Annotated in this window: 14 protein-coding genes and 1 tRNA gene; 2 read left to right on the top strand and 13 right to left on the bottom strand. The window is 51.1% G+C overall.

Features of this window, described 5'->3' with window-relative positions; all coding sequences use genetic code 11:
* Nucleotides 1-30 precede the first annotated feature (30 nt).
* On the bottom strand, nt 31-1,422 hold the full coding sequence (locus CHH67_RS04645; protein WP_095263820.1) for an ABC transporter substrate-binding protein: 1,392 nt from the start codon (nt 1,420-1,422) through the stop codon (nt 31-33).
* Between the two features lie 294 nt (nt 1,423-1,716).
* Here CHH67_RS04645 and CHH67_RS04640 point away from each other — a divergent pair, with 294 nt between their 5' ends.
* Nucleotides 1,717-2,412 (top strand): response regulator transcription factor, encoded by a 696-nt coding sequence (locus tag CHH67_RS04640; RefSeq protein WP_095263819.1) that lies wholly within the window; start codon nt 1,717-1,719, stop codon nt 2,410-2,412.
* Between the two features lie 250 nt (nt 2,413-2,662).
* Here the strand turns inward: CHH67_RS04640 and CHH67_RS04635 are convergent.
* A tRNA-Ala gene (locus CHH67_RS04635) sits at nt 2,663-2,735 on the bottom strand.
* Nucleotides 2,736-2,990: 255 nt separating this feature from the next.
* Complete coding sequence (gene nrdR, locus CHH67_RS04630; RefSeq protein WP_095263818.1) at nt 2,991-3,464, bottom strand: transcriptional regulator NrdR; 474 nt, start codon at nt 3,462-3,464, stop codon at nt 2,991-2,993.
* Nucleotides 3,465-3,579: 115 nt separating this feature from the next.
* Here nrdR and CHH67_RS04625 point away from each other — a divergent pair, with 115 nt between their 5' ends.
* Nucleotides 3,580-3,804: an alpha/beta-type small acid-soluble spore protein gene (locus tag CHH67_RS04625; protein WP_095263817.1), complete on the top strand. Its 225-nt coding sequence runs from the start codon at nt 3,580-3,582 to the stop codon at nt 3,802-3,804.
* A 72-nt stretch (nt 3,805-3,876) separates the two neighbouring features.
* Here CHH67_RS04625 and CHH67_RS04620 read toward each other — a convergent pair whose 3' ends face one another.
* The 10 genes from CHH67_RS04620 to CHH67_RS04575 form a co-directional block, all read right to left on the bottom strand.
* A complete protein-coding gene (locus CHH67_RS04620; protein WP_095263816.1) occupies nt 3,877-4,440 on the bottom strand; it encodes a lytic transglycosylase domain-containing protein in 564 nt (187 codons plus the stop codon).
* On the bottom strand, nt 4,437-5,039 hold the full coding sequence (gene coaE / locus CHH67_RS04615) for a dephospho-CoA kinase (RefSeq protein WP_095263815.1): 603 nt from the start codon (nt 5,037-5,039) through the stop codon (nt 4,437-4,439). Before coaE ends, CHH67_RS04620 begins: the two co-directional genes overlap by 4 nt.
* 9 nt (nt 5,040-5,048) lie before the next feature.
* Nucleotides 5,049-5,798, bottom strand: coding sequence for an MntP/YtaF family protein (locus CHH67_RS04610; RefSeq protein ID WP_095263814.1), 750 nt, complete (start codon nt 5,796-5,798; stop codon nt 5,049-5,051).
* Nucleotides 5,799-5,936: 138 nt separating this feature from the next.
* Nucleotides 5,937-6,806, bottom strand: coding sequence for a DNA-formamidopyrimidine glycosylase (gene mutM / locus CHH67_RS04605; RefSeq protein WP_095263813.1), 870 nt, complete (start codon nt 6,804-6,806; stop codon nt 5,937-5,939).
* Between the two features lie 129 nt (nt 6,807-6,935).
* Nucleotides 6,936-9,596, bottom strand: a complete 2,661-nt coding sequence (gene polA / locus CHH67_RS04600) for a DNA polymerase I (RefSeq protein ID WP_095263812.1) — start codon at nt 9,594-9,596, stop codon at nt 6,936-6,938.
* A gap of 193 nt (nt 9,597-9,789) precedes the next feature.
* Nucleotides 9,790-10,449 carry a phosphate signaling complex protein PhoU gene (phoU, locus tag CHH67_RS04595; protein WP_095263811.1) on the bottom strand — a complete coding sequence of 220 codons (660 nt, stop codon included), beginning with the start codon at nt 10,447-10,449 and terminating at the stop codon, nt 9,790-9,792.
* Between the two features lie 34 nt (nt 10,450-10,483).
* Nucleotides 10,484-11,239 (bottom strand): phosphate ABC transporter ATP-binding protein PstB, encoded by a 756-nt coding sequence (gene pstB, locus CHH67_RS04590; RefSeq protein ID WP_095263810.1) that lies wholly within the window; start codon nt 11,237-11,239, stop codon nt 10,484-10,486.
* 46 nt (nt 11,240-11,285) lie between these two features.
* Complete coding sequence (gene pstA / locus CHH67_RS04585) at nt 11,286-12,161, bottom strand: phosphate ABC transporter permease PstA (RefSeq protein ID WP_095263809.1); 876 nt, start codon at nt 12,159-12,161, stop codon at nt 11,286-11,288.
* 1 nt (nt 12,162) lies between these two features.
* Nucleotides 12,163-13,095 carry a phosphate ABC transporter permease subunit PstC gene (gene pstC / locus CHH67_RS04580; protein ID WP_095263808.1) on the bottom strand — a complete coding sequence of 311 codons (933 nt, stop codon included), beginning with the start codon at nt 13,093-13,095 and terminating at the stop codon, nt 12,163-12,165.
* A 44-nt stretch (nt 13,096-13,139) separates the two neighbouring features.
* Nucleotides 13,140-14,156 (bottom strand): PstS family phosphate ABC transporter substrate-binding protein, encoded by a 1,017-nt coding sequence (locus CHH67_RS04575; protein WP_095263807.1) that lies wholly within the window; start codon nt 14,154-14,156, stop codon nt 13,140-13,142.
* Nucleotides 14,157-14,168 lie beyond the last annotated feature (12 nt).

Below are 14,168 nucleotides of genomic sequence, written 5' to 3'. Positions count from 1 at the left end.
GGACGTTCGCCTCTCGGCTAATGTTCTATGTCAAGGACCATATACTTCGTCAATGGCCGCTTGGAAGGTTGACTTGTACTTCTCAACAACGGTAGAAACAGATATCCCTTCATTCAGCTCGCCGACGAAATCGTAGTACTTCAAATTCGGGAATGTATTGTGGTCAAGAATAATCATGTTTGGCGCCACCATTTTGGCGTTATTTAAATCGTCTTCGCTCGAGAATAACGTTTCGTAAGAGGCTTGGTCCGGATAGTCGTATACGGATTCAATGTCGTTGATTTTCTCCCAGATATAAAGCAGCTGTTCCGGATTTTCGACTGCTTTCGGAATGGTGAGCGCCTGGAAGAGTGCTTCGGCAGAGTGGTACTCCGTTGCGTTCGGCCCTTTCGGAAAAGGTACGAAACCGATGTCGTAATCCGGCATATCCGTCTGCATGCCGCTCAACTCGTGGAGGGCACCGGCGTACATTAATGTATTGCCTTGACGGAAAAATTGGCCTGGCTCCGTCCAGTCGCCGCCCTCGGTTGGTCTTGCTAGTTTCTCGGTAGCAATACGAGAAATGAAATGAAGAGCATCCAGTGTTGCAGGATCTTCTAGATTTTGCTTATCTTCTTTGGTCAGACCCGTGTTGTTGGAATATAAGGCATGATCCATAAGCGAGGAGTTTGCTAGCCCCCAAGTGTCCAGCTTGCCATCGTTGTTCGTATCTTTGTTGGCTTCTTTAGCCACTTTTATGAATGTTTCCCAATTCCAGTTATCTTCGTTCACATACTCTTGAAGCGGCTTTAAGCCAAGCTGATTCATAAGTGTACGATTGTAAAAGATGCCCTGAACCAGATTTGCTTGATTTTCGGTGAATCCGTACCCCCTGTCTTCATACGTGTAGTATTCGTTCGTAACCTTTTGATTAAAGGCGACGGGGTTTTTGGTGTATTCGTCGATCGGCCAGAGCAGATCCTGTTTAACCAAGGTAGGCACCGTGTAGGTTTTGCCAAGGCGAACAATATCACCGACCGGTTCACCAGCGAGCAAGGAAGCAGTAACTTTCTCTTGGTACTCGCCGTAGTCGATGGCCACGTACTCCACTTTAAAATTATGCTTTTGCATCAGGTCTTCAAGATTCTTCTTGCGCTGGATATTGTCCGGGGTATCCTCCGGAATCGTCATATCCCACCAAGAGACGATTTTGATCGTCTTACCGCCTAAATCGAAATCCATTTCCGGCGTTCTGTAGACTTCATCCCCGCCGCTGTTTTCCGTCTCGTCCGTTCCCTTCGACGTCTCGTTTTCAGTGCTGCTATTCGTCCCCGATTCCACGGCTTCTTGAGTGCCGCTGCTCGGGTTGTCCGAGCCACCGCTGCAGGCTGCAAGCAGCAGAACCAGTCCCAATAACAGAACCATTAATTTGCGAACACGCATCTTTAATCCCCCTCAACGTTTGATGTTTGGTCAAGATTCACCCAAAGTTTAGCGCTTACATTTCCATGCAACAACCTGGGGAAATCGAGATATTCTACCCCTGAAACGCTAGAAGACCGTCCCCTGCAACGGCTTGTCCGCCAATCTATTTCAACCCAGCTTTGCAAGAAGTAAAGAACGGTTAGGAATGCAAAGAAAAGCACATTGTGGAAAAGGGGGGCCGGACAACATAATGTAAGCGAAAACATTTTGGTGGATATGCTGCTTATCGCATTATCTGGGGAGGGAGTCATTATGTCTAAGTTACTGTATATCAATCTGGGCTGCTGCTCCGATGACATGCTTCGCCTGCAGGATTGGCGCAAATGTGGGATGAACATGGAAATCTGCGATGATGATTCTGAGGCATCGCTGCGCCAGATTGAGGAGAATGGCTATTCACTGGCGGTTATCAACATGACCGGCAGCCCCAAGAAAGGGTTGGAGCTGTGCGGTCGAATCCGGAGGATCAGCCGATTGCCCATCATTGTTGTTGAGGATACCATGGAATTTGCCTTCATCCGCAAAGCGCTGCAGCTGCAGGTAAGCGATTACGTACCGAGCACGTTGCCGGCTGAGGAACTGGTGAAGAGCGTAGCTGCTGTTTACGCGAACCAACGCCGCACTGAGGATGACGTGATTCACAGAGTCAAGGAATATGTGGGGAAGAAGCTTCACGAGAATATTACGCTTAAAGACATTTCAAGCAAATTCCATTTCAACCGCTCCTATCTTGGCCAAAAGTTCAAAAACCATGAAAATATGAGTTTTAACCAATATTTGTTCATTCAACGTATGGAAAGAGCGAAAATGCTGCTGGAGCAAACAGATCTGAAGATTTACGAAATTGCGAACGAGGTGGGATATACTGAAATCGACTGGTTTTATAAACGATTTAAATCCTATACCGGCGTAAGTGCCAACGAATATCGTAAGATGGTCGCCTCCTAATCTGCCAAGCCAATACAAATTAGTCCTTGAGTTATCCAAGGACTGCTGTCTGACCATACGCCTGGTCGCAATTATTGTGCTCCATCCCGGCTTAGCCTGAAGGTTCGGTATTCCTGCGACGTCAGGCCGAATGAACCGATCTCACCGATTTCCCACTGATTGATGTAAGACACTCTTAAGAAACCAAGTTCTAAGTTCTTATTAAATTCGGCAAACAAAAAACCCTTGAATATCAAGGGTTTTCTTCTTATGGAGCCTAGGGGGATCGAACCCCTGACCTCATCGCTGCCAGCGATGCGCTCTCCCAGCTGAGCTAAGGCCCCGTATGTTATTCATTTGCGAATTCAACGATACCCGTTTTCTTCCCGCCTGAATAATATACCATATAGCATCCTGGACATGCAATAGTTTTTTTCAAAAAAACCAGCAGCCAACGGGAGCTGAATCGCGGACGAGCTTAAGCTTAACACGGCGGCTCCGGGCAGATCTCGGCATGAAGCAATTCCGCCTGCCTAAGACTGCCCTGATTCTCTGCTGCCGCATATTCAGGCAGCTTACGCACCTCGGTTCCTCTTCTTCTATACCTCGGTCTCGTCCGTTCCCTTGGACAGCAGACTCTTCAGTTCCTTCATAAACATGTTGATATCTTTAAACTGACGATACACCGAAGCAAAGCGGACATACGCCACCTCATCCACAGGATATAGCCGCTCCATCAACAGCTCGCCAATCTGGCGGCTCTCGACCTCTGCAGCCGCGGTATTGCGAAGCGCCTGCTCCACGTCGGATACAATTTTATCAAGCTGATCCACCGACACCGGCCGCTTCTCACAAGCACGGATCAGACCGCGCAGCACCTTCTCCCTGCTGAATTCCTCACGGCTCCCATCCTTCTTCACGACAATGAGCGGCGTCTCTTCCACCATCTCAAAGGTCGTAAACCTCCTGCTGCACTGCTCGCACTCTCTGCGGCGGCGGATCGACTTGTTCTCATTCGCCGGACGGGAGTCCAGCACCTTGGTCCCTGCATGACTGCAATACGGACACTTCATACGCTACACCACTTCCTTATATAAAAATTACCAATAAATGAAAAGTCATTTTAGGTTATGAAAATCCGAAACCCGAGACATAATACTTGTACCAACCCAAGGAGGTGAACTAACAATGGCACAAAGCAACAGCTCCAACAACCTGGTTGTTCCTCGCGCAAACGCTGCTCTTGAGCAGTTGAAGTACGAGGTGGCTCAAGAACTTGGTATCTCCATCCCACAAGACGGCTACCAAGGTAACATGACTTCCTACGAAAACGGTTCGATCGGGGGATACATCACCAAGCGTCTGGTAACCCTGGCCGAGCAACAATTGGCTGGTCAATTCTCCGGTCAATAATCGATTCTTCCTTTGACAAAGTGAGTGTTGGGAAGGCTTGAGCATTCAAGCCTTTCCAGCGCTCTTTTTCATTCAGAACTCATCGTATATGCTCGTATACTGATTATAATAATAAATGACTCGCTGTACATAATGCCGGGTCTCGCCAAAAGGGATGCTCTTCACATTCTCATAGCTGCCGTCCCAGGTGCCTTTACTGAGCCAGTTCTTGACGTTCCCTGGCCCGGCATTGTATGCCGCAATCGCCGCTATCGGATTGCCGTCCATTTGCTGGTACAGGTTTCTGATGTACCAGGTGCCGAGCTGGATGTTGACGTCCACCTCATGCTTGACGTTGTCCAGCGAGCTGGCCGGCAGCTTGGCCATCTCCATCGCCCAGTTGGCCGTATCCGGCATCAGCTGCATAATGCCGAGCGCGCCTTTCTTGGACTCCTTGCCCGGCTTGAAATTGGTCTCCACGCGGATAATCGAAGCAACAAGGAAAGGATCGACATCATAATAGGACGCATGTTTCCGAATCTCATCCTTGTAATGGATAGGATACAAGAGCGACATCCAGTTGGACGTCAGAAACAGCAGGGATAAAAAAGAAATCAACAGCAGAAGCAGCACTCTCTTTTTCCGGAGCCACCTCATGCCTCTCTAACCATCCTCTGCCATAGCTTGTCCACCTGCTGCTCGGTATCCGCCAATGTCCCGCTGTTGTCGATCACGATGTCAGCCAACTGCTTCTTCTGCTCAATGTCGAGTTGGCTGCTTAATCTGGCCTCTGCCTGTTCCTTCGATATTCCGTCACGTTCCATAAGACGCTGAAGCTGCACTTCCTGCGGCACATATACGACCACAATCGTATTCAGGTACGGGTACTCCTCCCTCGCTTCCAGCAGCAGTGGAATGTCCACCACCACAGGCTGACCGGGATGCTCCCGCTCATAGGCTTGTACCTGCCTGCGGATTTCCTGGCGGATGGCCGGATGGGTAATGTCATTCAGCGCCTGCCGCTCGCTCGGATTGTGAAAAATAATCTCGCCCAGTCTTTTCCGATTCAGGCTTCCGTCCGCCAACAATATCTCTTGTCCAAAATGAGCAGTCACCGCAAGCAGAACCGGATGGCCCGGGAGCATCACTTCCCGGGCGATAACATCGGCATCAACGAGAAGCGCTCCCTTTTCGACCAGCATCGAGGACACTGTGCTTTTTCCTGTTGCGATTCCCCCGGTTAAACCGATATTCATGACTTCACCTCATAACAGCTTCATTATACCCATGATGATTAATAAAAAAGCAGGCAGATAGGAGATATACTTCATACTCCTGCTCGAAGCGAACCGCAGCCCGATCTTCATCCCCAGCAAGAGAAAGGTGCCGCTGAAAATAGCCACGATCACCGCTGTCCCAAGCGGAGAGAAACCAAGCATCGCCGCGCCAAGCCCTGCGCCAAACGCATCCAGTGACAATGCGATGCCGAGCCACATCGCTTCCCATGGCGATATGCTTCCCGAGTCATCCATATCCGCTCGCGCCGGGCTGCGCAAAATCTGAATGACGATGCCCAGCTTCCGGATCTCAAGCGAGAAGACCGCCTTCTGACCGTCTCCCGGCTCACTCCGCTTCGCGGGTATGCCCGCTGCTGTTGCTGGAAGCTCACCGGAAACGGATGCTTCACTGCGCTCCTCCACTTCCTTATGAAGCACCAGCGGCGGCTCGGACTCTGAATCACCTGCTCGTTTGAGCTGCTGCCACAACGACCAGCAGCCTAACAGAATGAGGATCACAGCCCCGATGACGGAGGCTGCAAACGGGGAAAAGAACCGTTGTAACAAAGCGCCTGCCTGCATGGAAATGCCGAGTACAAGTCCCGAGCATAGCGAAATGATCAGTACGGATAGCAGCGGGATTCTCGTTTTGCGTAGACCATATGTAACCCCGGCCCCGAATCCGTCCAGGCTAAGTGCAAAGGCAAGCAGTACAGGTGAGAAAATAAGACTGAGCACCCTCTTCCCTCCCTTGAAGGCCGCGGCATCAAGATCAAGCCGCTTCTGTGATGAACAGCGGACATCCTCACGCCTTCGGCATATGTTCATCACAGTATATGGCTTTCGGAAAAGATAGGTGCATGCCTATATTTTATCTTAGCGTTTGCGCTTCATCTTGCCAGCTGAAACAACTACAGTCCCCAGCGGCTGGCAACTCGGACAATAATGCGTGCCCCGGCCGCCGACCACCGTCTTGTGGACCGGTTTCCCGCATGAATGACAGGGCTCATCCTTTCGCCCATAAATCTTCAGACGTTGCTGGAACATCCCCATTTCCCCTTGACCGTTCACATAGGACTTGATGGAAGAGCCGCCGGCTTCCACCGCTTCAGTCAGTGTGTCCACAATGGCCTGGTGCAGGCGGTCCAGCTCAGCCTCGCTCAAAGTGTGGGCAATGCGCTCCGGATGGAGGCCTGCCCTGAACAGAGCCTCATCCACATAGATATTTCCGATCCCGACGATGTATGCCTGGTTCAGCAGCACCGCCTTGATTTTGGTTTTCTTCGTGCGGATGATGGCTTTGAACTTGTCAGCGGTAAAAGCCGGGTCCAGCGGCTCAAAGCCCAGCTTGGCGAGAGGAGGATGCTGAAACTCCTCCCCCGTCGCAAACAGATGCATCGTGCCGAACTGGCGCACATCCTTATACCGCAGCTCCGTTCCGTCTGTAAAATGAAAGATCACATGGGTATGCTTCTCCACAGGCTCCTCGGCCCGGTATACCCCATAGCGTCCTTCCATCCGCAGATGGGAGACCAGCACAAGCCCGTCCAGCAAGATCCGCAGAAACTTCCCGCGCCGCTCCACTCCCTGGATCGTATGCTGCTCTAGCATGAACGCAAACTGCTGAATGTCGTCAGGACGCTGAATAATGCGCGGCAAATTCACGGTTACGCGTTCTATATGTTTTCCAACGATAAGTTGATTTAATGTTCGTTTGACTGTTTCGACTTCCGGTAGTTCCGGCATGATGACTTCACCTCATTCTCCATTATACCGGATGCGAACCTCTAGCGGGGCAGCGGTTTTTGGAAAAACCAATCACAAGCCTACAACGTGAACGGCCCTGCACCAAGCTTCGTCCTGCCGGCGTCAATCTTACTTGGCCTCGTACCAGTTGCTGCCGTAGCTGACATCCGATTTCAGCGGAACCGACAGCTTGAGCGCGTGGCTCATGACTTCCGGCACCAGCTTTTTCATGACTTCAAGCTCATCCTCCGGCACCTCAAATACCAATTCGTCATGCACCTGAAGCAGCATGCGGCTCTTCAGCTTCTTCTCCTGCAGTGCCTTGTCCATCTGCACCATCGCCAGCTTAATGATATCGGCCGCTGTGCCCTGGATCGGCGTATTCATCGCCGTCCGCTCGGCAAAGGAGCGAAGATTGAAATTGCTCGCATTGATTTCCGGCAGATAGCGTCTGCGTTCGAGCAATGTTTTCACATAACCTTCCTGCTTCGCCTGCTTCACGATCTCATCCATGTAACGCCGAACACCCTGGAACACTTCAAAATACTGGTCGATGAAAGCGGCCGCTTCCTTCCGGGTAATGTTCAGGTTCTGGGACAGGCCGTAATCGCTGATCCCGTACACAATGCCGAAGTTGACCGCTTTGGCCGAGCGGCGCATGTTCGCGTCCACCTGATCCTCACTTACACCGAACACGTCCATCGCTGTTTTCGTATGAATGTCCATATCATGAATGAAGGCTTCCTTCAGCCGCTCATCATCCGATATATGTGCCAGCACCCGCAGCTCAATCTGGGAATAGTCTGCTGCCAGAATGCTCCAGCCGGGCTCGGATGGAACAAATACCTTTCTCAGCTTCCGTCCTTCCTCTAAGCGGATCGGAATGTTCTGCAGGTTCGGATATTGGCTGCTGAGCCGCCCGGTCGCAGCAATGGTCTGACGATAATACGTATGCACTTTGCCGGTGCGATCCGAAATCTCCTTAAGCAGCCCTTCCACATACGTTGATTGCAGCTTGGCTATCGTCCGGTACTGCAAAATTAACCGCACGATATCATGATACGGAGCCAGCTTCTCCAGCACCTCGGCATCGGTCGAGAAGCCGGTCTTGGTCTTCTTGATCACCGGCAGCTGCAGCTTGACGAACAGGATCTCCCCCAGCTGCTTCGGCGAGTTCAGATTGAACTCGGTTCCGGCAATTTCATAGATTTGCTGAACCAGCTTCTCGATCTGCGATTCGAACTCACGGCCAAGCTCTTTCAAATCCTCCACATTGACGGCAATGCCCTGCTTCTCCATGTCCGCAAGAATCCGGGACAGCGGCATCTCCAGCTCATGGAACAGCGGCAGCATCCCGTTAGCCTCCAGTTCTTTCTCCTGGATCGGAACCAGTTCGGAGACGGCCAGGCACTTTCTGGCCAGATTCTCGCTCAGCACCGCTTCATCCGGTACTTTGTATTTCGCTCCTTTTCCGAACACCTCTTCATCCGCCTGTAAATAGGACAGCCCGTATTTACCAGCAAGCCCGCTCAGGCTTTGATTCGATTCGGTCGGATCGAGCAAATAGGCAGCCAGATGTACGTCAAATGCGGCCCCGGCAAAAGCAATGCCCTGCCAGTGAAGCGCCAGATCAAGCCGGTGCAGGTCATATCCCCGCTTCGGAATTTCACTGTCAGCGAGCCAAGCACGGAGCGGTTCCGCTTCTTCGGACTTCAATACCTCAAAGGGAATGTAGAACTGCCGCTGCTCCGTCGCCAGTGCCAGTCCGATCACTTCGGCATGATGAGGATTGTCGCCATGGGTTTCCACATGCAGCACCTGGACCGAATCCAGTGCCTCTTTAACTTCAGCCAGCTCCCCAGCATGAACTACGGTGACGTTCACCTGTGCCTGCTTGGCGGCTCCTTCTGCTGCATCTGCGCCAGCATGCGTGCTGAGATCCAGACGTTCGATCAAGGACTTGAATTCAAGCTTCGCCAGAGCCGGCCCCGCCGTCTCCTGATTCAAGCCGTCAAATTTCATGTCGTCCAGAGACAGCTCCAGCGGAACCTCGCGATAGATGGTCGCCAGCTTCTTGCTCAGCACAGCGGAATCCGCATGCTCTTCGATCTTCTCCTTCATCTTGCCTTTCAGTTCATCCGTCCGCGATATGACCTGCTCTACCGTGCCGAACTGATGCAGCAGCTTCAGCGCCGTCTTCTCCCCGACGCCCGGAATCCCGGGAATGTTGTCCGAGGCATCGCCCATCAGCCCCTTAAGATCAATAATCTGCTCCGGTGTGAGGTCATAACGCTCCTTGATCTGCTCCGGACCAAAATATTCGATTTCCGTCACGCCCTTGCGTACGACAGCGATCGTGGTATTACCGGAAGCCAGCTGGAGCATGTCCTTGTCCCCGGACACAACCATGACCTGGCGGCCGGCCTCATCGGCCTGACGGGTAATTGTACCGATAATATCATCCGCTTCATAACCGCTGATCTCAAATTGGGATACGCCGAGCCCCTTCAACAGCTCCTTCAGCAGCGGAAACTGACCGGACAGCTCCGGCGGGGTCTTCTGGCGTCCGCCTTTGTAGTCCTGGTAATCCGCGTGGCGGAACGTTTCCTTGCCCGCATCAAAAGCGACCATCATATGCGACGGTTTATGCTCTTCGATAAGCCTCAGCAGCATCGTAGTAAAGCCGTAAACCGCGTTCGTCTGCTGACCGCTGGCGTTAGTCAACGGCGGCATGGCAAAAAACGCTCTGTAAATGATATTATTTCCATCAATCAAGATCAGCTTCTCCATATTACACCTCGCACCAATATAACTTCCTCCACCCATCATAACATAGGTTTGCCATATTTCCGAACGATCAGGACCAGATCGAAGCCCGCGTCGTGATGGATACGTTAATAAGCCCTCTTAACAAAAAAAGAAGCTGCCCACCCTTGATCTTATGATCGGTGATGGCAGCCTCTATAAGTTCATTTACACACAGCTACTGGTTCAAGTCCGGACGATGCCCGGTGACCAGATATACCGTGCTCTCGCCGATGTTAGTGGCATGGTCAGCAATCCGTTCGATGTAGCGACCTACCATAATCAACAGCATCGCCTGATTCGCATGATCCGGATCGGATGACAGATGCGAATACAGCTCCTTCAGAATCTTGCTGTACAAATGGTCAACCTCGTCGTCATCCTCCGCCATTTTATAAGCAAGGTCCGTATTCTCGGTCAGATAGGATTCGATGGATTCCGATACCATCGCCCGTACCTTATCCGACATCTGGGGCAGATCAACCAGCGGCTTGATCAGCTTCTCGCCTTGAAGACGAATGGTTACCTTGGCCACGTCACGCGCCAGATCCCCCATACGTTCCAGATCGCTCGCGATGCGGAATGCAACAAGAATTCGACGAAGGTCTTTAGCTACCGGCTGTTGAGTCACAATAAGACGAGTTCCGATATCCATAATCTGCTCTTCCATCGCATTCAGCCGCACGTCATTGTGAATGACATGCTGCGCTTTCTCTGCATCCAGACTCTTCAGAGACTCAACAGCAGCAGCTAGCGCTTCTTCCATATGCCTGCCCATATCCCGCAGTGTGGTTTTCAGCTCTTCGAGCTGCTGATCAAACTCAATTCTCCGGATCATGTGTGCTCCTCCCAACTGTCACTATAATAATTGATTAGCCGAATCGGCCCGAAATGTAGTCCTCTGTACGAGGGTCCGAAGGCGTGGAGAACAGCACGTCCGTATTGGCGGATTCCACCACTTCACCGTTCAGGAAAAATACCGTTTGACCCGATACGCGGGCAGCTTGGTGCATGTTGTGTGTGACCATAACGATGGTGTATTTGCTCTTCAATTCCTGCACCAGCTCTTCGATTTTCAGCGTCGAGATCGGATCAAGCGCCGATGTCGCTTCGTCCATCAGCAGAATATCAGGCTGAACAGCCAGCGCGCGGGCAATACACAGGCGCTGCTGCTGACCGCCCGAAAGACTGAGCGCCGAACGCTTCAAGTAATCCTTCACTTCGTCCCACAGCGCCGCTTGCTTCAAACTCTGCTCCACGATGCCGTCCAGCTCAGACTTGCTCTTAATCCCGTGCAGACGCGGACCGTAAGCGATGTTGTCATAAATTGATTTCGGGAACGGGTTCGGTTGTTGAAACACCATGCCTACCTGCTTGCGCAGTGCCTCGACATGTACCTCATCACTATATATTTCAGTGCCTCCGATTTTAATACTCCCCTCGATCCGCGTCCCGGGAATCATATCATTCATTCGGTTTAGGGTACGCAGCAGCGTAGATTTACCACATCCGGAAGGTCCGATAAACGCTGTAACTGTTTTTTCGGGCAAATCCAGATCGACGTTTTTCAGCGCATGATACGTGTCGTAGTACAAATTCAATTTATTTATCTGAATGATGGCTTCCATATCTTGTTCATGTCTCCTTTTTTACTATTAGGATACGCCCATCGGTTTACAGGTTCTTCGAATACTTGTTCCGAATCCACACCGCAGTAATGTTCATAATGAACAGCATGATGAGCAGCAGAATAATACCCGACGCAGCCAGCTCATGGAATGCCTGGCTTGGCCTTGAAATCCAGTTGAAGATCTGGATCGGCATGACGGAGAAGGAATCCATCAGATTCTCCGGCAAGAAAGCCACATACGTCAATGCGCCAATCATGATCAGCGGTGCGGTCTCCCCGATCGCACGGGACAAGGCCAGGATAACCCCGGTCATAATGCCCGGCATCGCCGATGGAAGAACCGATCTTGATACGGTTTGCCATTTTGTTGCTCCCAGTGCAAACGAAGCATCACGGCGATTTTTCGGAACAGCCCGGATCGCCTCCTGAGATGCAACAATGATAATAGGTAGAACAAGCAATGTCATTGTCAGGACACCGGACAGCAAGCTTCGGCCCAGACCCATGCCTCGGACGAAAATCGCCAGACCGAGAATCCCGTATATAATGGAAGGAACGCCCGCAAGCGTACTGATGTTCAGCTGTATCAACCGAATCCAGCGGCCGCGTCCCGCATATTCCTCCAGAAAAATCGCCGCGCCGACACCAAGAATAAAGGAGATCGGCGTCATAAGCAGCAGCAAATAAATCGTACCGACAATCGGTGACTTCATACCTGCTCTGTCAGCAGAACGGGACGGGTAGTTGGTGAACAAATCAGGGGAAAGCCTGTGTACCCCGTCCATTATGATGGTGACAAGCAGCGCCATCAGTACGATAATACCGACGCTAGTGCATGCCAGGAAGAGCAGATGCAGCGCTTGGTCACTTCGGCGTCTCCGGGTAATTCCCTTGCTGTCGCCCAGATTCAATTGTTCCATCCTAGTACTCCTCCCTGAAGCGGCGAGCGACCCACTGCGCCAAAATGTTGAGCAAGAAGGTAATGACAAACAAAGTCAGACCTACTGCAAAAATCGTTCCATATTCGATCGTTCCGCGCGGAACGTCACCCATGCTGACCTGGACGATATAAGCGGTCATCGTTTGGATGCTATCCAGCGGGTTCATGGTCAGCTGCGGCGTAGCGCCCGCTGCAACGGTAACGATCATCGTCTCGCCAATCGCACGGGAGAACGCCAATACGAAGGACGATACAACACCGGAAAGTGCAGCTGGCAGCACAATTTTAAGCGCAACCTCAAATCGTGTGGCACCAAGTGCATACGCACCATTGCGCAACGTCTTCGGAACCGCGCGCATCGCGTCCTCACTGAGAGACGAGATCATTGGAAGCACCATAATGCCGACCACGATTCCCGCACTCAGTGCGTTGAATATACCCATACTCGGGAAAAATTTTTGAAGGAATGGCGTTACTGTTTCAAGTGCAAAATAACCATAAACAATCGTTGGAATACCAGCTAGTACTTCCAAGATTGGCTTAATAACCTCCCGAACCCGGGCAGGAGCGTATTCATTCAAATAAATCGCGCATGCCAAGCCGATAGGCACTGCGAAAATGATCGCAATGCCTGTAATCAGCAATGTGCCGCCCAATAAGGGCAGCACGCCGAATTCTTTAGGAGGGAGAATCGGACTCCATTTCGTTCCTGTCAGGAAGGACCATACCGGCACTTCTCTGAAGAACACAATGGCTTCCTGAAGAAGCGTATATACGATACCGATGGTAGTGACAACCGAGAGCAGGGCACAGACCCCTAGAATAAACGGAATGATTTTGTCAGAGATCCGTGTCTTGCTTCGGCGAAAGGTCATGTTCTTTGTCGCTACTACCTCGGTCGATGTTTTGTTCATTCTCCTCTTCCCTTTCTATTCCCCGCTTTTAAATGCCTTCAACCTTATTGCTCAAGCTTGGCCAGTTCAGCTGTGTACTCATCATCTTGCAGAGATACGAAGCCTGTTTCTCCAGCCAGTTGACCTGCATTTTCAAGGTAGAAGGTTACGAAAGTTTTCACTTCAGGACGCTCAAGTTCCTTCTTGCTTACGTAAATGTAAAGCGGACGAGACAGCGGTGAGTAGCTGTTGTCTTTAATTGTTTCTGTGCTTGGTGCAACTGTTGCAGTGCCGTTGTCGATTGGAACCAGCTTCAGGTTGTCTTGGTTCTCTTCATAGAAAGAGTAGCCGAAGTAACCTACGGAGAACTTGTCACCAGCAACACCTTGTACTACAGCGTTTGTATCCGCACTGAATGTGATTTGGCTATCGTTTCTGCTCACTTGAGCTTCGCCGTTGATTGCTTCAGTGAAGTAGTCGAATGTACCATGATCTGTACCTGGGGAGTAGATTTTGATTTCCTCTGCCGGCCAGCCTTCACGTACGTCAGCCCAAGTTTTCACTGTGCTATCTGGCTCATAAATCTTTTTAAGCTCATCTACAGACAGCTTGTCTACGAAATCATTGTCTTTGTTTACAACGACAGACAGTCCGTCGTAAGCAACCAGGACTTCCAGATATTCAACGCCGTTTGCTTTCAGATCTTCAGCTTCGCTGTCTTTGATTGGACGGGAAGCATTGGAGATTGCGATCTCACCAGCTGCAAAACGTTTGAATCCAGCACCTGTACCGCCTGTTCCGATTGGAACGCGTACGTCAGGGTGTACTGCACCGAACTCTTCAGCGATGGCTTCAGTCAATGGATGAACCGTACTTGAACCGTCAATTTCAATTGTTCCGGACAAAGCTTCTACTTTAGTTTCTTCGCTTTGCTGCGAACCATTGTTTGCATTATTCTCTTCAGTTCCGCTGCCCGCAGTAGAACCACCGTTGCTGCCGCCTCCGCATGCTGCGAGAATTGTGCTCAGTAGCAGCACCAGAACCAGAATACCTGCAGGTTTACGACCCCTTTTTCTAAACAAACCAATCCACTC

This window comes from Paenibacillus campinasensis (assembly GCF_002272015.1).
Lineage (GTDB): Bacteria > Bacillota > Bacilli > Paenibacillales > Paenibacillaceae > Paenibacillus_AQ > Paenibacillus_AQ campinasensis.
This window is presented reverse-complemented; position numbering and strand designations above follow the sequence as displayed.